The following is an 18,454-nucleotide window of genomic DNA, read 5'->3' on the forward strand; positions in this document are numbered from 1 at the left end:
TAGGCATAAGCACTACACTTTAAGATAACTGCTAGTGTTTTTCCAACAAACTAGGATAAAAGGTAATGGTAATGGCCGAATCCGCAAGTACTCAAATTGTCTCTACACCAAAAGATCAAGAGTTTCTTACTTTTACTCTCGGTGATGAAAACTACGCGTTAGATATCCTCACAGTGAAAGAAATTCGAGGTTATGAATCTGTTACTAAAATAGCTAACGCTCCCTCGTTTATTAAGGGCGTCATCAATTTGCGCGGTGATATAGTTCCTATTGTTGATTTGCGTATAAAGTTCAATGTAGGTTCTGCAACTTATAATGAGTTTACTATCGTCATTGTGTTGCATATTCATAATCGAATTGTCGGAATCGTGGTTGATGGCGTAAGTGATGTGGTTAGTTTGAACAAAGAGCAGCTGCGCCCGCCACCGGATTTCGGTGTGGCATTTGATAGTCGCTATCTACTTGGGTTGGCAACTATTAATGAACAAATGATTATTATGGTCGATATCAATGAGCTTATTTCAAGCGAGGAAATGGGGCTGTTCGATAAAAACATTGAATCTTCTGTGAAGGAATAAAACCATGAGACTGACGCTAAAACAACAACTTTCCACGATGGCGATTATTGCTATTGTTTCGGTACTGCTGCTTGGTTCCGTGAGCTATTTATTGACGGTCTATACTACTATTGGCAGCGAGCAGTCCAATAGGATTAATTACGCTGTTGAATTGCAGGCTGATGTTCTTCCTCCTCCGTTGTATTTGGTTGGGCCAATGATGAACTTAAGTGAGCTAGCTTTTACGCATCAGTCTGAGCGAGCTCATATAATCGGATTGGCAAAAGCTCGTATCGATGAGTTTGAAAAAAGAATGGATCGTTGGAATAATAGTAAGGATATTTCGCCTGAGATTATGTCATTTTTGAATAAAAAATTAGCACCGAAAGCTCGCGAGTTTATTGGAGTGGCTCAGGCTGAAGTTATCCCTGCTGCCGCCGCGGGGGATGACGTGGCTTTAGATTTGGCTCTTAGAAAAATAAAGGAAGTATTTTCTGAGCACAGAAAGGATGCGCTCGTTTTAGTGAAGATGTCAGAAACTTATGTCAACAAGCAACAAAACAATGCCGTTTCACTTGTTGAAACCTATGAAACAGTTCTTTATGTTGCCGTTGTGCTTGCTATTTTTTCAGTTATCTTATGCTCATATATTTTTTCAAAAAGTATATTGCGAAATCTTGGTGCCGACCCTCTGATACTTCAAACTATCGCTCTCTCTGTATCAAATGGCGATACTGAAGTTTCAATTCCTGTAATTACCAACGATAACAGCATACTGGCTGCAATGGCCAAAATGCTTGAGTCTCTCAAGTTGGGCGTGAAGGCGTCCAATGAAAACAGTCGTATTAAGCAAGCGCTCGATGCAACATCTAGTAATGTGATGTTGGCCGATGCGGGCCGAAATATTATCTATATGAACAAAGCTGTTGAGGCTATGTTGCGTCGTACAGAGTCGGATTTACGTAAGGCATTACCACACTTTTCAGTTGATAAGGTTCTTGGCAGTAATATTGATATATTTCATAAAAACCCAAGTCATCAAAGCCAGATACTCTCCAACTTGCGCGATACCTATGTTGGCAATATTGTGGTGGCGGGTTTGAGTTTTCGTTTAATCGCGAATCCAATATTTTCTAATACTGGCGAACGAATAGGGTCGGTTGTTGAGTGGGTAGAACGCACTAAAGAGGTTGCATTAGAACATGAAATGAGCCGAATTTTAGGTGCACTGGAGACAACTACTACTAATGTAATGATTGCTGATACAGATCGAAAAATTATCTATATGAATACATCTGTCGAAAATATGTTACGTATCGCCGAAAATGATATTCAATCCGTATTGCCGCATTTTTCGGTAGATAAGATACTTGGTAGTAATATGGATATATTCCATAAAAACCCAGCTCATCAAATGAAGTTGTTGGAAAATTTAACTACATCTTACACGGGTAATATTGTTGTTGGTAAACGCCATTTTCGCTTAGTGGCAAATCCAATTTTTTCCAAGGATGGAAGTCGTCTAGGGTCTGTGGTTGAGTGGTTAGATCGAACTCAAGAAGTGGCAGTTGAATCTGAAGTGAGTAACGTGGTTCAGGCAGCAGGCGCAGGAAATTTTAAAGCACGTATACCTACCGAAGGAAAAGCCGGGTTTTTCTTAACCTTGGCAGAAGGTTTAAATGCTTTGATGCAGACTTCAGACATTGGCTTGGGTGAAGTAAATCGCGTACTGGGTGCCTTGGCCAAAGGTGATTTAACAGAAAAAATTACCGCTGACTATTCAGGTACTTTCGGTGAGCTTAAGGACTATTGCAATAGTACGACTGAGAGCTTGGGCGAAATTATTGGGGAGATTCGCGTCGCCGCAGAAACTATATTCACCGCGTCCAGTGAGATTGCATCAGGGAACGCGGATCTATCTAGTCGTACAGAGCAGCAGGCAGCTAATTTGGAGGAGACAGCATCGAGCATGGAGGAGCTTACTTCTACTGTCAAACTCAATGCGGACAATGCTAAACAGGCTAACGTTCTTGCAACCCAAGCTTCCACAGTGGCAATCGATGGTGGCGTTCTCATTCAGCAGGTGGTGGATACTATGGGCTCTATTAATGAGTCCTCGCAGAAAATAGCGGACATTATTGGGGTCATTGATGGTATTGCCTTCCAAACCAATATCCTTGCGCTCAATGCTGCAGTAGAAGCAGCGCGCGCAGGCGACCAAGGGCGTGGCTTTGCAGTTGTCGCTTCTGAAGTTCGCACATTGGCTCAGCGTTCTGCGAATGCAGCAAAAGATATTAAGGGGTTGATTTCCGATTCGGTTAAAAAGATAGAAAATGGAAACTCACTGGTCGGAAAATCTGGCGATACCATGAAAGAAATTGTTAATGCCATTAAACGGGTGAACGATATCATGGCAGAAATTGCCGCGGCCTCTTCCGAGCAGTCTACAGGTATAGAGGAGGTATCAACTGCTGTTTCTCAAATGGATGAAATGACTCAGCAAAATGCTGCGTTAGTTGAAGAAGCCGCTGCTGCTGCCGAAAGTCTGCAATCACAAGCCGATCAGTTGACCCAGAGAGTTTCTCGATTCCGCCTCGGAAACGATGGAGCAAGCAGTAGAAAAGCACCAGTTCCCACCACACGACTATCCTCACCTGCAAAAAAATTGGCACCAGCAGCGAGTAAAAAACTTTCTCCTCCAAAAAACCAAGATGATGAATGGGAATCTTTCTAGAAAATAAATTCAAAGCTCTCAGTTTATTGGGAGCTTTTTTAGATCTTAACCTGCTACTGGATGCCCTGTGACCTCATCTCATTCTTCTGATAGAGAATTCGACTATAGCGATGCTGACTTTGAAAAAGTTAGGAAGATTATTTATCGTAAGGCAGGTATAAATCTTTCTGATACAAAAAAGCAATTGGTGTATAGCCGTTTGGCTCGTCGTTTACGCAGCCTTAATTTTCCCGATTTTCCTGCTTATTTGGATTATTTAGCGGAAAGTCAGGAAGAGCAGCAAGAGTTTGTGAATGCCCTTACTACCAACCTCACCGCATTTTTTCGGGAGCCACACCATTTTGTGATTCTTAAGGAGTTTGTTGAGCAACACAAACACAAAAAAAGAAATCTGCGCGTATGGTGTGCCGCCTCGAGCACAGGGGAAGAGCCATACTCTATCGCTATTACCCTTGCTGAAGCCTATGGACGATATGACCCGCCGGTTGAAATAATTGCCTCTGATATTGATAGTAATGTTTTGAGTGAGGCGAGCTTTGGTGTATATCCTCTCAATCGTATCGAGAGTCTCAGCATCGAGCAAAAAAGGCAATTTTTTCATCGTGGTAAGGGGGCTAACTCTGGCAAGGCAAGAGTAGTAGATGAGTTGCGAAAGCTGATAGATTTCAAAAAAATAAATTTGCTGGATGCTAACTGGCCAATAAGTGCACCTGTTGACGTAGTATTTTGTAGAAATGTAATGATTTATTTTGATAAACCTACACAGTTAAAGCTACTTGAGCGGATGACTCGCTTGCTGAGCAACGATGGAATATACATTGCGGGCCATTCTGAGAGTTTTACTCAGGCATCCCATCTAGTAAAACTGGTAGGCAAAACGACATATCAACTAGCAGGACATCTAGTCAAGGGGGGAAGCCATGAATTTTGAGAATAATGTACACCTTGCTCCCAATACCTATTTTGATCGATATTTTGATTGTGATGCCGTAAAGATTTTACCGGGCGAATACTATGTCACTAACTGCAATAAATTGATTGTGACGGTACTGGGATCCTGTGTTGCCGTTTGTCTGAGAGATAAATATTCTGGGATGGGTGGAATGAATCATTTTTTACTCCCCAGTGATGGCAGTAATGATACTGGTTTGATGACTGAATCTGGGCGCTATGGAGTCTATGCCATGGAGCTTCTGATAAATCATCTTCTAAAACTTGGCGCGAATCGCAATCGGCTTGAGGCTAAGGTTTTTGGTGGTGGCAATGTTCTGCGTGGCTTAACCGTTAATAATGTCGGTCAGCGAAATTCAGAGTTTGTGTTGGACTATTTACACAATGAGGGGATTCCGATACTCGCTCAGGATTTGATGGACGAATATCCACGCAAGGTTTATTTTTTTCCAGAAACGGGCAAAGTTATGGTGAAAAAAATTAAATCAATTCATAACTCTACTATTCTCGATCGGGAAAGTGAGTATCGCATGCGGGTTAAATACACACCGAAAAGTGGTGAGGTTGAGTTGTTTGGGGAGTAGTTGCTGTGACGATAAAAGTGTTAGTAGTCGATGATTCTGCATTGGTTAGAAGCCTATTGACAGAAATTATTCGTGAGGCCCCTGGATTTACATTAGTAGGGGCGGCGCCTGATGCTTATGTGGCTCGCGAGATGATTAAGCAGTATTCGCCTGATGTAATTACCTTGGATGTAGAAATGCCAAGAATGGATGGGTTAACATTTTTAGAAAAACTTATGACAGCAAGACCAACACCTGTGGTTATGATTTCGACCTTAACCGAAGAGGGGGCGGAAGCCACTCTAAGGGCCTTTGAATTAGGTGCGGTAGACTTTATACCTAAACCGAAAATTGGGATTAACGACGGTATTCGTGAATATGCTGAATTGATTATCGAAAAGCTGGCGGAGGCGGCCTCAGTAAAAGTTAAACCCTTAGCTAAATCAAACAACTCTACAGCAAGTGCTCCAACAAAATTATCCACCGGTAATCGTTTGCAGAGCACCGAAAAAATTATTGCGATAGGCGCCTCAACCGGTGGAACAGAGGCTATTAAAGATTTATTAATGCAGTTTCCTGCAGCAGTTCCAGGTATTGTGATGACCCAACACATGCCCGCTGGGTTTACCAAGACCTATGCTGAGCGCCTAAACAAACTAACTAATCTTTATGTAGTAGAAGCCAATGGCGGAGAGCGTATTTTGCCGGGGCATGCTTACCTTGCGCCAGGGGGCCATCATTTAATTGTGGTTCGTTCGGGGGCTGACTACATTTGTAAGTTATCTGATGTAGAGCCTGTACACCGGCATAGGCCTGCCGTGGATGTAATGATGGGGTCTGTAGCTCAAGCTGGGGGGGGGAATGTTATAGGTGTGTTGCTGACAGGTATGGGGAAAGATGGCGCTAAAGGAATGCTTGAAATTCGCAATCATGGTGGCTATACCTTTGCACAAGATGAGCAGAGTTGCGTGGTTTATGGTATGCCTAAAGAGGCGGTACATGTGGGAGGTGTTGATCAAACTATTGAGCTTGAAAAAATGGGTCAGGCTATACTGGAAAAAATTAAAACATTAGGGGCGGGTAATCGGCTTTAGGTGTTTTATTAAATTTTTTTAGAAAACCTAAGCTGAGATACTCAGGTTTTCTGCTCGCAAGTATTTAAAGCTATTCGTGCTCATTCATTTGTGTGTAGAGCTGTAATTGATGATTGTGTAGTTTTGAAAAAAGTCCCAGTGCAAATACAGCCCCTAATAATGCCGAAAACATATCAGATTGTGTGTCCCATGGGTCACCTTGAGTTCCTAAAAACTCATCTGCGCCTTGGCCAAGCATGAGCGCGGCTGCCCATTCAATGAGTTCATAGGTTGCGCTAATTGCTAAAACAATGGCGATAACAATAAAGCTCAGCATTTTCCTACCTTTCACTATGTGATGACGAATGAGTATTTCCCGAGCAACCAATGCAGGGACTAGCCCTTGAAAGAAATGGCCTATTTTATCGTAGGGGTTGCGCGAGAGTTCAAACCACTCTTGTAGATTAAAGCCTAGAGGGACGCGTGCATATGAATAGGCTCCACCGAGCATTAGGACCAATGCGTGGAGAAATATTAAGATATATAGCAGGCTTGTTAAAGGAAATGACTTGTAGCTGACAAACATTATTGGCAGCGCAATAACTATGGGAAATATTTCAAGTATCCATGTGATGCGGTCGTATGGGGTCCAACCGGAAATAATAAGACAGACGAAGGTTGCGATTAGCATCATTATGAGAGCTGGTTGGCGACTAAGTGGCATAGTGGATCCTTTAGGTGTAAAGACAGGAAGCTTATCGGTATAAGAATAAATTTTTGAGTATGTCCTGCCGCGAAAAAAAAGAAAGGGTGAAAAATGAAAGGAATAGACTTGCGTCAGCCTTTAGAGGGTAGAATAACAGAAAATATTGGCAGATCACCGAGTGTTTATTCGCCAAGGGTTAACCCCTTGGCGCGGAGTAAGTTGTGTATGTTAGGTGCTTTTTTGCAGACTATAGGCGGGTGTTTCGATTGGGTTTGAGAAAGGAAAACTTTATTGTTAGTAACGCTAAGCAGGCGAGTAATAATAAGGCACTGTTCGGTTCGGGGAGTGCAACAGAGTGAAAGTATCCAATAAAATAACTGTCTTGCGTAAATCGAATTAAACTGAAATCCAAGCTAGCCCAACCTTGTCCAGCATCGATCTGCATGCCGTCAATATTGGTTTTGTAGCTAAGAGTATTCCAGCTTGCTGTCTGTGAGGTTAAGCTGGAGTGTAATAGTTTAAATACAATACCATCTGCCCAGCGCGCATTTTTTTTAAAGTCTACGATAAAGCTATCTGATTCGACATTCAACGTAAATAACCCGTCATATTGTTGTAGGTCTGCATCACCCTCTCGCACCAGAAAAGGGGCATCTAATCCAAAGCCAGCTATGCGCCCGATTGGCATGAGGTGCTGATCGTCTTTGACTCTCTCTAAATAGGCATCTATCGTCTGCCCAGCCAATGAGATAGGTGTGGCAGATGAGGATAGGCTTATCAGTATTCCGAAAACTATCAGTAAATATTTCATATTTAGTCCCTTTGCAATTCTAGGCATTATTTGTAATGCAACACGGTGCATGGCTGGCTGTAATTTGCTCTCCTAGTGAAGTTGCCCTTGATCAGGGCAAAAAGCAAGGTTAATTGGTCGATAAGTGCACCGTATCAAGCTAGTTGTCGTGCTAGATAACATTTAATTATTATTGTCGCGTTATTGTTGAGGTCGAGTGACTATTTTTATCAGCTTAAGTAGTAAATGCGCAGAAGCAGTTCATCATTTTTCTTAGATTAACTAACTATTAAGAGAAACTCTCTTAGTTGTAAATGCAAATGGGGTTTATGGAAATAAAGGCCGAGTATTTGTTCTTAATGCACAAATGCTCGGCTCAGTATTTTGCAGGTTTATTTGTTATCTATGGTGTGTCTATCCATAAAATACTTTGTAGATATTAAAGATGGATATGCTCACAATTAATATTCCAACCAACATTAATAGGCTGCGGGTTGAAAACCGTTTACAGGCGTAGGCAGCAAAAGGGGCGGCAAAGAGGCCACCTACAATCAACCCCATGACCAAATGCCAAACCGTTTCATTTACTAAGATAAACAGTGATGCAGCGCTGGTGAGAGTTAAAAAGAATTCGGCGAAGTTAACTGAACCAATGGTCGTGCGTGGATCGTGCCCTGTTCCCACTAGTGTTGTGGTTACTACTGGCCCCCAACCTCCGCCACCGGTGGTGTCTACAAAACCACCAAGTAACGCAAGTTTTGCTACATGTTTAGGTTCCGTTTTCGCTTTGGCTAAATGCTTTTTAAAGGCTTTACTTAATACATAAATCCCCATTAGCAATAGGTAGCCTGTTATAAACGGTTTAAGAATTTTTCCATCAATTTGAGTGATTACATAGGCGCCTATAAGTCCGCCGATAATGCCAGGAATTAATAAGCGTAAAAATAATTTTTTATCAACATTGCCCAATTTTGCATGAGAAATTCCTGACACACCGGTAGTGAAAACTTCGGCCATGTGGACCGCTGTAGTTGCAACCGCTGGAGATGCGCCGGATGCCAATAAAAAGCTAGTAGAGGTGATGCCGTAGGCCATACCTAACGCCCCATCAATCGTTTGCGCCAGCAGCCCTACGAGCACTGCACTCCAAAATAGTTTGTTGTCCAGCGTTGCTTTTATGGTGCTGATGCCTTCTTCCCAACTTCCGCCAAAAAGCTTAAATAATCCTAAGGCTAGAAGACTTACCAAGACCAAGGCGGTAAACCAAATGGCTGCGTTTATAATCGGATGTTGTGGTATTTTTTCTAAGGGCGGTAGCCCTAAGCGTTGGTGTTCCAAATTAAGGGGGCTGTCGGATAAATCGAGACTTCTTATTTTCATGATGCGTGTAGCTCAGGAGTGGTGGAGCGCGCATCGTAATTGAGTCTTAGTTGCGTGAGAAATACTGAGTTGTTCTCAGCTTAGATCAATTTGTTGAAGTTTTTTGTGGATTAAAATTGTGCTCAGGTAAATGTTCCTGCTGGTGAAATTCTATAAATACAACCAAATAAATTTTGGTGAACCCATGGCCTTGGTGTTTTGTGAGCTGTAACTGTATGTTCAGCCTTATATAGGTACATACTGATTTTTAAAATGGTCGTATATTTTTAGGAGTAGCTTGTTATGGCGATAACTATTTGTATGTCGATAACTCGATCAGCTAGGTTCGGTTTGAGTTGTTTTTTTATGACGTTAGTGCTGTTATTAACGGCTTGCGGTGGCGCTAGCCATAATGTCCCTGCAACCTCTAGTGCTACTGCTAGTGTTTCTGCAGTTACTTCATCCACTGCGACTTCTGCCAACTTGAGCAGTGTGCGCTCGGGTTTGGTTCTGCGTCCTTTAAACGCTAAATGTATAGCGCCTTTACCAATAAGCGATAGTGCTAGTGTGAATATTGCCTGGGAGCCCGCATTTCCTTCGCTGCCGAATGCCAGTGCTGCGATTAGCTTGTTGCAGGCGCCCAATAACAATGATGATTGGTATTTAGTGCGACAGTCTGGTCGAATTTTACGGTTTGCCAATAAAGTGGATGCCAATAGTTTTACGCAGGTCTTAAACATTGAGGATCGCGTTACATCGGGTGGTGAGTTAGGTCTTTTAGGCATGGTATTTCATCCCGAGTTTGCAAGAAACTCATGGGTTTATGTTAATTACACTGCGCGTACCGAGTCTAATAACTTAGAGACACGCATAGCGCGTTTTAAGATGATGAGCGATGGCGTAATTGATTCGACGTCAGAATTAATTTTACTTCGTTTTAATCAGCCATATAGCAATCACAATGGTGGGCAGCTTGCATTTGGTCGCGATGGTTATCTCTATATCGCAACTGGCGATGGTGGCAGTGGCGGTGATCCGCAACAACATGGCCAAAATTTACATGACTTTCTCGGTAAAATTTTGCGTATTGATGTCAACAACAGCACGCCTGCTCTCGCCTATGGTATTCCGGCTGACAACCCTTTTGTATTGAGCGAAGCTCTAGATGAGATTTGGGCTTATGGTTTACGTAACCCTTGGCGTTTTAGTTTTGATCGCGAGACGCAAGCACTCTGGGTGGGAGATGTAGGGCAAGGAGCGTGGGAAGAGATTAATGTTGTTGAGCGTGGAGGCAATTATGGTTGGGGGGATATGGAGGGGGAGGGCTGTTACAGCGGACGAGCGAATTGTTCTCCTGCGAACAAAGTCTTGCCGCTGTTGGCGATTAGTCATAATGAGGGCGTCTGCTCGGTAATTGGCGGATATGTCTATCGTGGCAGTCAATACCCCGCAGCTTACGGGAAATATTTTTTTGGCGACTATTGCGACAGTAGCATTCAATCAATTAGTCGTCCTCAGTCTGGTGGTGTAGTGCGTGCGCAACACGGTAATACGATGGGTAATCTGGTGTCTTTTGCTGAAGATAATCAAGGTGAACTCTATGCCCTAACCCAATCGGGGGCAGGCTCTCAAATTATAAAGTTGAAGGCATCAGGTGGTGTGATGAGGCCAGGTTTAATGGCACCGCAACTTTCTGCAACTGGATGTGTGGACGAAATTAACCCACAGCTTGCAGCTAATGTCATGATTCCTTACAACGTACAAAGCCCACTTTGGTCTGATGGTGCTGTTAAAACGCGCTTTTTATCATTGCCTGACAATTCTACAGTCACTCTGCTAACCGATGGTGATTTTATGTTTCCGCGTGGCAGTGTATTGATGAAGCACTTCATGCTGAATAATCGCTTTATTGAAACACGCCTGTTTGCTTATGGTGAACTTGGTTGGCAGGGCTTTAGTTATGAGTGGAGAGATGACCAAAGTGACGCGGATTTATTGGCAGGTGGTAAAGAGAAAATGAGTGATGGGCTTCTCTGGCAGTATCCTAGCCCTGGGCAGTGTTTACAATGCCACACCGTTGCGGCTAATTTTTCTTTGGGGCTAGAAACCTTGCAGTTGAATGGTGAGCTACTCTATCCCAACGGAGTGAATGCCAATCAATTGGATAGTCTGCAGCATATAAATATTTTTATGAATAGGATTACTCCGCAGCAAAAATCACAAGCGTTAGCGCCGCTAAATAAGCTTGATGTGAATATTGCCCAGCGTGCGCGTAGTTATTTACATACCAATTGCAGCGGGTGCCATAGGCCGGGAGGTACAACACCTGTGGCCTTGGATTTACGTTTTGATACAGACTTAGGTGAGAGTTATGCTTGTGACGTAACGCCAGCGGTAGGTGATTTAGGTATTAGCAACGCAAAAATTATTGCCCCCGGCGCACCAGAGCGTTCAGTTTTGTTAGCGCGCATGAACCTACGTGATCAAAACCAAATGCCACCTTTGGGGACTCATTTGGTGGACCTAGAGGCTACTACACTTATTGAGCGTTGGATAAGTGCACTAGATGGATGTAATTAACGACTGTTTTTGCACCTCGGTGCAGGCTCTCGGTACCCTATAAATGAAAACCGAAAGCTGGCACTGAGGTGATGGAGTAATTAAATTTACCTTAGAAAAACACCTCTGGTATTAAACTTATTAAGGGGCTACACACACCAAGCACCGCACGTAAATACCTTGCGGGTCATTCATTTTATGCAGTTCTGCTAAAGGTTTTAATTTTTCGTTTACCAATGCTAGTGCCGAAAAGTTTTCTAACAGGGCTGCAGGTGCGAGTAGTTTGGCGTTACTTGAGGTGAGTTGGCGAATGAATTCTTGTTTGGGTGATAACTTGGGCTCTATAAGTTTCACATCATAATCTTCCAAGTTGGCTGCAGTTGCTGCTGCGACAATAACGTCATCGAGCGTACCTAGATGATCGACTAGGCCGAGGCTTTGTGCAGTGGTACCAGTCCAAACGTGCCCTTGAGCTATAGCGTCAATCTCATCGACTGTTTTATTCCGTGTGGTGGCGACCAAGTGAATAAAACGTTGATAAATATTGTCCACACTCAATTGCACAACTTTTCCTGCTTTGGCGCTTAGGGGTCGATCTAAGCGCATATCGCCAGCCAGTTGGGTGGTGCCGACACCGTCGGTATTGATGCCGATTTTGTTAAGGGATTTTTCCAGTGTGGGGAAAGCCCCGAACACACCAATGGAGCCGGTGATGGTAGTTGATTGCGCCCAAATTTCATCGCCTGCTGTGGCAATCCAATAGCCGCCTGATGCGGCGACTGATCCCATAGAGATAAATATAGGGATAGTGTTTTTTTCTTTGAGTACAATGATTTCTGCACGAATAATTTCTGAGGCAAAAGCGCTGCCGCCGCCTGAGTCAACGCGTATAACCAGCGCTTTTATGTCTTTACGGTCTTTCAGGCTACGCAACAGTTTACGCATGCTTTCACCACCGATTTCGCCATTTTCTTTGCTGCCATCGCTAATAGTACCGGACGCAACTATTAAGCCTACATGGTTGGCTTTCGGTAGCGCTTTGTGCGTATTTTTATGAAGGTATTCATCGGTAGGAACGCTGGTTTTCAATCCCGCATCTTTTAACAATTGTTCGTATTCATGACGGTTACCCAATTTGTCCACTAGGCCGTTTTCAAGTGCTAATTTGGCGCTATCGCCTTGAGTAAGGGCCATAAACGCATCGAGATTATTGATCAGCTCATTGATGCTGCCTGCAGGAAGTTTGCGCGCCCGCTCAACCTGTGCGGTGTATTCTTGCCAAAGTGCGCCCAACCACTGACTGTTGTGTTCGCGCGACTCCGCCGACATGTCGTCACGTAAATAAGGCTCTAGGTAGTCTTTGTATTTACCTGAGCGAAAGGCGTGTACGGTTACGCCTAAATTATCCAGTGCGGTTTTGTAGTAGTTGGCGTAGCGGCTGTAGCCATTAATTTCGACCGAGCCCATTTCGTGTAAATATATTTCATCGGCAAAACTGGCTAAATAATATTGATCTTGAGTGTAATTATCACTTGCGGCAATGATTTTTTTGCCGCTGGCTTTAAATTTTTCTAATGCTTGGCCAATTTCATTTAGTTTGCTAATCCCACCACCCGCAAGGTGTTTAGGTTTAATGACCATGCCTGTAACGCGTGAGTCAGTTGAGGCTTGGTTAATGGCTTCTACCAAATCGCGCACGAGGGTTTCTTGATCGTTAGGGTCTTCGTCGCTCAATAACATACTGGTGGGATCAATAAAGCTGCGTTGATCTACCAGCATTCCCTTTGGCTCAAGGCGCAGTGCAAAACTCTCGGGTAGCGGTGCTGTGCCGCTGGACCCTATGGCCACAATGACGAGAATGACAATAAACAAAAATAATAGATTGAGAGAGGTGTTGCGCAACCAAGTAATACTTGCCCCGATAGCGCTGAAGAAGCGTCTTATCTTGCTGGGCTTGGGCGCTTTAGGTGGTGGTGTATTCGTCATAGTGTTCGGCGTAGCAAATGCTGCCTGCTTGGCTGCTGGAGGTTCGTAGTAGTTTACTGACACCTTGTGTTCCTTTTGTTTGTGGATTATTCATAGCGTGAATGGTGAAGATTATAGATTGCAGTTGGTGCGCGTTTGAACATTGCTCAGCACGCATAGATCATGTATTTTTAGTCTGCGTCGATAAATAGAAGCGCCAATATTGTAGCCAGCGACTGGTCATCATGGCGCTCATAAAGAGAGTGCTCACCAGTAGGGTTATCAGCCAGTCACTCCAACGCCAATGCCCCATAAGGAGAGGGATTATGGCAACAAAATACATAAGCGATACAAAACAAATCCAGCTGTAGGTGCGGTGAGTTTGTTTGATAAGGCCGGGGATAAAAATAACCAGAGGAATAGTTTCAACCAGCCACGTGATGAGGCGGCCATCGGCACTGAATAAATTTTGCGCAGTAAAAAATAGCAGCAGAGCACAATAGCTGCCTATTGCAAGTACTTGTCCTGCGCGCAGTTTTTTATACAGCGTTACCGCATCTTCCGCGGTAATGACAGGGTCTTTTCTGCGTTTGCGAGTATCTTCACTGTCTTTATTTTCATGGGCTGTCGTTTCCCGATCAATGGAATCTGTCTGGGGCTGTTTAGGTGAATCGCTAGTCATAATCAAGCCTGTAGTTTGAGTGCTAGCTGGGCAATACGTTGGCCCAGCGTTTGGCAGAGTGTAATTTCGTCGCTTGTTAATTTGCTTGCTTGATCACCGCGAGCAAGGTGCGAGGCACCGTAGGGAGTGCCGCCGCTATTGGTGATATGGAGTGCTGCAGCCGAGTAGGGTAGGCCTGCTATCACCATGCCTTGATGCAGAAGTGGCAGCATCATGGAGAGCAGCGTAGATTCCTGCCCGCCGTGAAGGCTCGACGTGGAGGTAAATACTCCAGCCGGTTTATTAATGAGATCGCCATTAATCCATAGCCCGCTAGTGCTATCCAAAAAATATTTCATAGGGGCGGCCATATTGCCAAAGCGCGTTGGGCTACCGAGTATTAACCCGGTGCAGTATTTCAAGTCATTTTCGCTACAGTAAACAGCCCCTTCTGTTGGAATTGCCGCTTCGCTCGCCTCAGTGTTGGGCGATACATTGGGAACAGTGCGCAGGCGCGCTTCTATATTCGCAACCTGGGCTACACCGCGGGCAATTTGCTGTGCCATGGCGAAGGTGGAGCCGGAGCGACTGTAGTAGAGAATTAAGATGTAGGGCGTCATGGCGGGCTGCTCTTAGGTTTACAAAAGTTGTAGTACGTTTTCTGGCGGTCGGCCGATGATGGCTCGTTCACCGCGTATGGCGATGGGGCGTTCGATCAGCTTAGGGTTTTCTACCATAGCTTTGATGAGCGCAGTTTCAGTCAGCTTTTCACTGTCTAGTCTTAAGGTTTTGTAAGCCTCTTCACCTGTGCGCAATAATGTGCGCGCATTGATCCCCAGTTTTCCCAGCAGTGTTTTTAAGGCTTTGGCGGTGGGCGGGGTATCGAGATAAAGCAGAACCTCTGGCTCTTGCCCATGGCTGCGCAGCAACTCAAGTGCAGCGCGCGATTTAGAGCAGCGCGGGTTATGATAAAGTGTAATCATCTATAGCTCTTGTCGGGAATATTGTTGCATCAGTGGTAATTAGCGTATGTCGCTAAGGTGCAGATTATAACCACTTAAGCTCTCCCGCGATTAAAGGAATTTGTATTCATGTCTCGAATGCGTTCTGTGTTAGCCGTTTTGCGCCGTGCGCAGCATTGGATGTTTGGTTTTGTGCGTTTAATGGTGTGTCAGTATCAGGCCAAATCCTGCCAAAAAAGTGCTGCATCACTAACCTATATGGCACTTTTTGCAACTGTGCCCTTAATGACCGTAACTTATTCGATGTTTTCAATTATCCCTGCGTTTCGTGACATGGGGGATGAATTGCAATCGTTACTTTTTGAGCATTTTTTGCCCAACAGCGAGCGGGAGCTGGTGGTTTATCTCAAGGAGTTCTCTGCTCAGGCGCGGCAGATGACTGCATTCGGTCTGGCATTTTTACTGGTGTCGGCCTACCTTATGTTGAAAAACATTGAGCAAAACTTCAATGCCATTTGGGGGGTGGCGCGGGGTCGCCGAGGCATTGCCAATTGGTTGCTCTATTGGGCGATTTTCAGTTTGGGGCCTTTATTACTGGGTGCGGCTTTGGCGATGAGTACCTATTTGGCGTCTTTCAGGTTATTGGTGGGTACCTATGACAGTTTGGGGGTTTTAGAGTGGGTGTTTCAGTTTGCCCCTTGGCTCCTAACATGGGCCGCGTTCACCCTACTGTTTGTTGCCGTCCCGAATTGCACCGTGCCCACTCGCGACGCTTTAATCGGTGGTTTTGTGACAACGCTATGTTTTCAGGGGTTAAAGGCTGGGTTTAGCTGGATCGTCAGTCATTCCTCGTTTACCTTGGTTTATGGTGCTTTTGCTGCACTGCCACTTTTTTTGCTTTGGATTAATCTGACGTGGATGGTGATTTTGGGGGGGGCGGTTTTTGTACATACGATCAAAAGCCATCAAATCGGCTTGCGCGATCGTCATTACCCCGATTTGTTTGCCGCGCTCCTTATTCTTTGGCAGCTCTATCAAGCCTTTGCTAAGGGCGCAGCGGTTAGTGAACAGGAGTTATTGCGTCAGGGATTATCGGCGCAACAGTGGCAGCGTATTCGTATCGCATTGCTGAATCATGGTGTTATTACCTTGACGCAGCAGGAAGAGTTAGTACTTTCTCAAGATCTTAGCCTGTTTAGCTTGGGGCAATTGGCAAGCTTATTAGGCTTGCCCCATTTTTTACCCGAAGAGAGCACTGTTTTAGAGTCTTTGCCTTGGGGGCAAATTGCACAGCAGCAACTGGGTGCTATAGATGCCTATTCTTCACAAATGATGGAAATGAGTTTGGCGTCGTTATTTTGTGTTGAGAAAGTAATTCCTGAACAGCCAGCATGAGGTAAATAAGTGAGCTTTTTCGTCAAAAATCTATCTCCTCTGGAATCCATGTCTATACTCACAAGGATGTTAAATTTCTGCCGTTATGGCGCACCTATCTATAAGATCTTTAATTGCTATGACCATACCACTATTAATTTGTGATGATTCCATGATGGCGCGCAAGCAAGTTGCCCGCTCATTACCTGAAGGTTGGGATGTAGAAATCACCTTTGCCACCAATGGGAGGGAGGGGTTGAGTGCAATTCGTGAGGGCAAAGGAGAGATCGTCTTTTTGGATCTAACCATGCCGGAGATGGACGGCTATCAAGTATTGGAGGCCGTTAAAAGCGAATCTCTCAATGCCATGATTATAGTGATATCGGGTGATATTCAGCCCACAGCCCATGAGCGGGTGACTCAGCTTGGCGCAGTCGATTTTATTCAAAAGCCCATTAATGCCGAAAAATTAGCAATCACGCTAAAGAACTTTGGATTTATTTAGTGTTTGAGTAGTTTTTCATGCTTTGATTAGCTTGCGCAGTGTTCGATAATTCTCTGGTTTTCCCGCCTTCTAGCCGTTAAATTGCGCGGCTTCTCTTTAATAATATCCTAACAATTGCTCATCTCTAGGTTCTTGTATGTGTGATAGAGCAGTCTGTTCTATATTTCTAGCACGCTTTGCTTGCTTAGTTATTTAAATGCAGGTGGTTTATGCAGTTTTCTCAGTTTGGTCAAAAGCTCGCTACTGAGGTGGGAATAGTAACGCTCATGGAGGATTTGGGTGAAGCCCTGCGCGTTAACCCTGAGATGATATTTATGGGGGGTGGAAATCCTGCACGGATTCCAGTAGTGGAGGCTGTGTTTCACAAGCGCTTGCAGATGGTATTGAGCGATCCGCACAGTGCCTACCAAATGATGGGTGTATATCAACCGCCGCAAGGCGATGCTGATGTGTTGGATGCTTGCGCAGAGCTGTTCAATAAAGAATACGGCTGGCCTTTAAATCGCGCCAATATTGCACTGGCTAACGGCAGCCAGTCAGCTTTCTTTGTGCTTTTTAATCTATTTGCGGGTGAATTTGCCGATGGAACTAGAAAGCGAATACAGTTGCCGCTCATTCCTGAATACCTTGGCTATAGCGATCTGGGTATTAGTGCGGACTTTTTTGCAGCAACCCGTCCGAGTATCGAAATACTGGAGAATGGCTTCTTTAAATACCATGTTGATTTTGACGCGTTGCGTATTACCGTTGAAACGGGTGCTCTGTGTGTTTCTCGTCCTACCAATCCTACCGGCAATGTGATTAGTGACGTTGAATTACAGCGCCTAGATGAGCTAGCCCGCGCACACAAGGTGCCGCTTATCATAGACGGTGCCTACGGTACGCCATTCCCTAATATTCTTTTTAGCCCTGCAGAGCCTTTTTGGAATGACAATACAATTCTGGTGCTTAGTCTTTCCAAGCTTGGGCTGCCCGGCGCCCGCACCGGGGTTGTTATCGCCAATCCTGATGTTATTAGTGCGTTTGCAAGGGCCAATACCATTTTAAGTCTCGCTTGCGGTAATTTTGGGCCTGCGTTATTGCAGCAGTTGCTAAAGCATGAAGATATTCTTGCATTGAGTCGCCAGCATATTCGACCCTTCTATGAAGCGCGTATGCAGCATGCAGTAGCTAGCTTTAGACGCCATCTCTCCGGCCTCCCTTGTTACATTCATCAGCCTGAAGGCGCTATTTTCTTATGGCTATGGTTTAAGGGGCTGCCTATTACGAGCGAGGAGCTCTATCAACGCTTAAAGCTGAGGGGGCTTTTAGTTGTATCGGGACATCACTTCTTCCCTGGTATGAAGGATGATTGGCCACATGCACACGAATGTATTCGTGTGACCTATTGTCAGGACACTGAGATGGTGGAGCGGGGCGCTGCATTGATTGCTGAAGTTGTAAAACCTTTATTCGAGATTTGTGTAGATTGAGGTGACCTAGGGGGTAATTGCGCTGATTGCGCTACCATTCGAAACACTCAAAGGCGCGCCAGCCTGACAAAGTGTAAAAAATCAAAAAAAAGATTATTTTTTGATATTGAAAGGGTAGTATTTAAATCTCAGTGAGAGCTAGGGCGAGCAGATGCACACTGTACCTGCTTCGCTTTTGGGTAACTGAGGCGTTGTACTCATTTTTAAATCTATAAATAAAGCG

16 protein-coding genes are annotated in these 18,454 nt (G+C 44.5%); 9 read left to right on the top strand and 7 right to left on the bottom strand.

Going from position 1 to position 18,454, the window contains the following annotated elements; translation table 11 throughout:
• Positions 1-71 precede the first annotated feature (71 nt).
• The 5 genes from AC0KUT_RS06815 (at position 72) to AC0KUT_RS06835 (ending at position 5,899) form a co-directional block, all read left to right on the top strand.
• Positions 72-578, top strand: a complete 507-nt coding sequence (locus AC0KUT_RS06815) for a chemotaxis protein CheW (protein ID WP_488834576.1) — start codon at positions 72-74, stop codon at positions 576-578.
• A gap of 4 nt (positions 579-582) precedes the next feature.
• On the top strand, positions 583-3,291 hold the full coding sequence (locus AC0KUT_RS06820) for a methyl-accepting chemotaxis protein (protein WP_488834578.1): 2,709 nt from the start codon (positions 583-585) through the stop codon (positions 3,289-3,291).
• A gap of 67 nt (positions 3,292-3,358) precedes the next feature.
• On the top strand, positions 3,359-4,222 hold the full coding sequence (locus AC0KUT_RS06825; RefSeq protein ID WP_488834581.1) for a CheR family methyltransferase: 864 nt from the start codon (positions 3,359-3,361) through the stop codon (positions 4,220-4,222).
• The gene (gene cheD, locus AC0KUT_RS06830; protein ID WP_488834584.1) at positions 4,212-4,826 is read left to right on the top strand and encodes a chemoreceptor glutamine deamidase CheD; all 615 of its coding nucleotides are present in this window, start codon (positions 4,212-4,214) and stop codon (positions 4,824-4,826) included. The genes AC0KUT_RS06825 and cheD overlap by 11 nt, the downstream gene beginning before the upstream one ends.
• A 5-nt stretch (positions 4,827-4,831) precedes the next feature.
• Positions 4,832-5,899, top strand: a complete 1,068-nt coding sequence (locus AC0KUT_RS06835) for a protein-glutamate methylesterase/protein-glutamine glutaminase (RefSeq protein ID WP_488834586.1) — start codon at positions 4,832-4,834, stop codon at positions 5,897-5,899.
• Between the two features lie 70 nt (positions 5,900-5,969).
• Here the strand turns inward: AC0KUT_RS06835 and AC0KUT_RS06840 are convergent, their stop codons facing one another.
• The 3 genes from AC0KUT_RS06840 to AC0KUT_RS06850 all read right to left on the bottom strand — a co-directional run bounded on the left by AC0KUT_RS06840 (position 5,970) and on the right by AC0KUT_RS06850 (position 8,754).
• Positions 5,970-6,572, bottom strand: a complete 603-nt coding sequence (locus tag AC0KUT_RS06840; protein ID WP_488834587.1) for a DUF2238 domain-containing protein — start codon at positions 6,570-6,572, stop codon at positions 5,970-5,972.
• Between the two features lie 259 nt (positions 6,573-6,831).
• Complete coding sequence (locus AC0KUT_RS06845; protein ID WP_488834589.1) at positions 6,832-7,395, bottom strand: hypothetical protein; 564 nt, start codon at positions 7,393-7,395, stop codon at positions 6,832-6,834.
• A 393-nt stretch (positions 7,396-7,788) separates the two neighbouring features.
• Positions 7,789-8,754 carry a sulfite exporter TauE/SafE family protein gene (locus AC0KUT_RS06850; protein ID WP_488834593.1) on the bottom strand — a complete coding sequence of 322 codons (966 nt, stop codon included), beginning with the start codon at positions 8,752-8,754 and terminating at the stop codon, positions 7,789-7,791.
• A gap of 345 nt (positions 8,755-9,099) precedes the next feature.
• Here AC0KUT_RS06850 and AC0KUT_RS06855 point away from each other — a divergent pair, with 345 nt between their 5' ends.
• A complete protein-coding gene (locus AC0KUT_RS06855; protein WP_488834594.1) occupies positions 9,100-11,313 on the top strand; it encodes a PQQ-dependent sugar dehydrogenase in 2,214 nt (737 codons plus the stop codon).
• Positions 11,314-11,433: 120 nt separating this feature from the next.
• Here AC0KUT_RS06855 and sppA read toward each other — a convergent pair whose 3' ends face one another.
• The 4 genes from sppA to arsC all read right to left on the bottom strand — a co-directional run bounded on the left by sppA (position 11,434) and on the right by arsC (position 14,901).
• On the bottom strand, positions 11,434-13,341 hold the full coding sequence (sppA, locus tag AC0KUT_RS06860) for a signal peptide peptidase SppA (RefSeq protein WP_488834596.1): 1,908 nt from the start codon (positions 13,339-13,341) through the stop codon (positions 11,434-11,436).
• A 97-nt stretch (positions 13,342-13,438) separates the two neighbouring features.
• Positions 13,439-13,939 (bottom strand): DUF2069 domain-containing protein, encoded by a 501-nt coding sequence (locus AC0KUT_RS06865; RefSeq protein ID WP_488834598.1) that lies wholly within the window; start codon positions 13,937-13,939, stop codon positions 13,439-13,441.
• A gap of 2 nt (positions 13,940-13,941) precedes the next feature.
• On the bottom strand, positions 13,942-14,538 hold the full coding sequence (wrbA, locus tag AC0KUT_RS06870) for an NAD(P)H:quinone oxidoreductase (protein ID WP_488834600.1): 597 nt from the start codon (positions 14,536-14,538) through the stop codon (positions 13,942-13,944).
• An 18-nt stretch (positions 14,539-14,556) separates the two neighbouring features.
• Positions 14,557-14,901 (bottom strand): arsenate reductase (glutaredoxin), encoded by a 345-nt coding sequence (gene arsC, locus AC0KUT_RS06875; protein WP_488834602.1) that lies wholly within the window; start codon positions 14,899-14,901, stop codon positions 14,557-14,559.
• A 108-nt stretch (positions 14,902-15,009) separates the two neighbouring features.
• Here arsC and AC0KUT_RS06880 point away from each other — a divergent pair, with 108 nt between their 5' ends.
• The 3 genes from AC0KUT_RS06880 (at position 15,010) to AC0KUT_RS06890 (ending at position 18,231) form a co-directional block, all read left to right on the top strand.
• A complete protein-coding gene (locus AC0KUT_RS06880; RefSeq protein WP_488834604.1) occupies positions 15,010-16,275 on the top strand; it encodes a YihY family inner membrane protein in 1,266 nt (421 codons plus the stop codon).
• Positions 16,276-16,393: 118 nt separating this feature from the next.
• A complete protein-coding gene (locus tag AC0KUT_RS06885) occupies positions 16,394-16,759 on the top strand; it encodes a response regulator (protein WP_488834606.1) in 366 nt (121 codons plus the stop codon).
• A 209-nt stretch (positions 16,760-16,968) separates the two neighbouring features.
• Positions 16,969-18,231, top strand: a complete 1,263-nt coding sequence (locus tag AC0KUT_RS06890) for a valine--pyruvate transaminase (RefSeq protein ID WP_488834607.1) — start codon at positions 16,969-16,971, stop codon at positions 18,229-18,231.
• Positions 18,232-18,454 lie beyond the last annotated feature (223 nt).

This window comes from Cellvibrio sp. 25HG11W-0, assembly GCF_057815475.1.

Bases quoted from the DNA above. Each gene is read 5' to 3' on its own strand.
- AC0KUT_RS06815 (WP_488834576.1), top strand. From the start codon at position 72: ATGGCCGAATCCGCAAGTACTCAAATTGTCTCTACACCAAAAGATCAA.
- AC0KUT_RS06845 (WP_488834589.1), bottom strand. From the start codon at position 7,395: ATGAAATATTTACTGATAGTTTTCGGAATACTGATAAGCCTATCCTCA.
- AC0KUT_RS06840 (WP_488834587.1), bottom strand. From the start codon at position 6,572: ATGATGCTAATCGCAACCTTCGTCTGTCTTATTATTTCCGGTTGGACC.
- wrbA (WP_488834600.1), bottom strand. From the start codon at position 14,538: ATGACGCCCTACATCTTAATTCTCTACTACAGTCGCTCCGGCTCCACC.
- AC0KUT_RS06885 (WP_488834606.1), top strand. From the start codon at position 16,394: ATGACCATACCACTATTAATTTGTGATGATTCCATGATGGCGCGCAAG.
- AC0KUT_RS06880 (WP_488834604.1), top strand. From the start codon at position 15,010: ATGTCTCGAATGCGTTCTGTGTTAGCCGTTTTGCGCCGTGCGCAGCAT.
- arsC (WP_488834602.1), bottom strand. From the start codon at position 14,901: ATGATTACACTTTATCATAACCCGCGCTGCTCTAAATCGCGCGCTGCA.
- AC0KUT_RS06855 (WP_488834594.1), top strand. From the start codon at position 9,100: ATGACGTTAGTGCTGTTATTAACGGCTTGCGGTGGCGCTAGCCATAAT.
- cheD (WP_488834584.1), top strand. From the start codon at position 4,212: ATGAATTTTGAGAATAATGTACACCTTGCTCCCAATACCTATTTTGAT.
- AC0KUT_RS06820 (WP_488834578.1), top strand. From the start codon at position 583: ATGAGACTGACGCTAAAACAACAACTTTCCACGATGGCGATTATTGCT.
- AC0KUT_RS06865 (WP_488834598.1), bottom strand. From the start codon at position 13,939: ATGACTAGCGATTCACCTAAACAGCCCCAGACAGATTCCATTGATCGG.
- AC0KUT_RS06850 (WP_488834593.1), bottom strand. From the start codon at position 8,754: ATGAAAATAAGAAGTCTCGATTTATCCGACAGCCCCCTTAATTTGGAA.
- AC0KUT_RS06890 (WP_488834607.1), top strand. From the start codon at position 16,969: ATGCAGTTTTCTCAGTTTGGTCAAAAGCTCGCTACTGAGGTGGGAATA.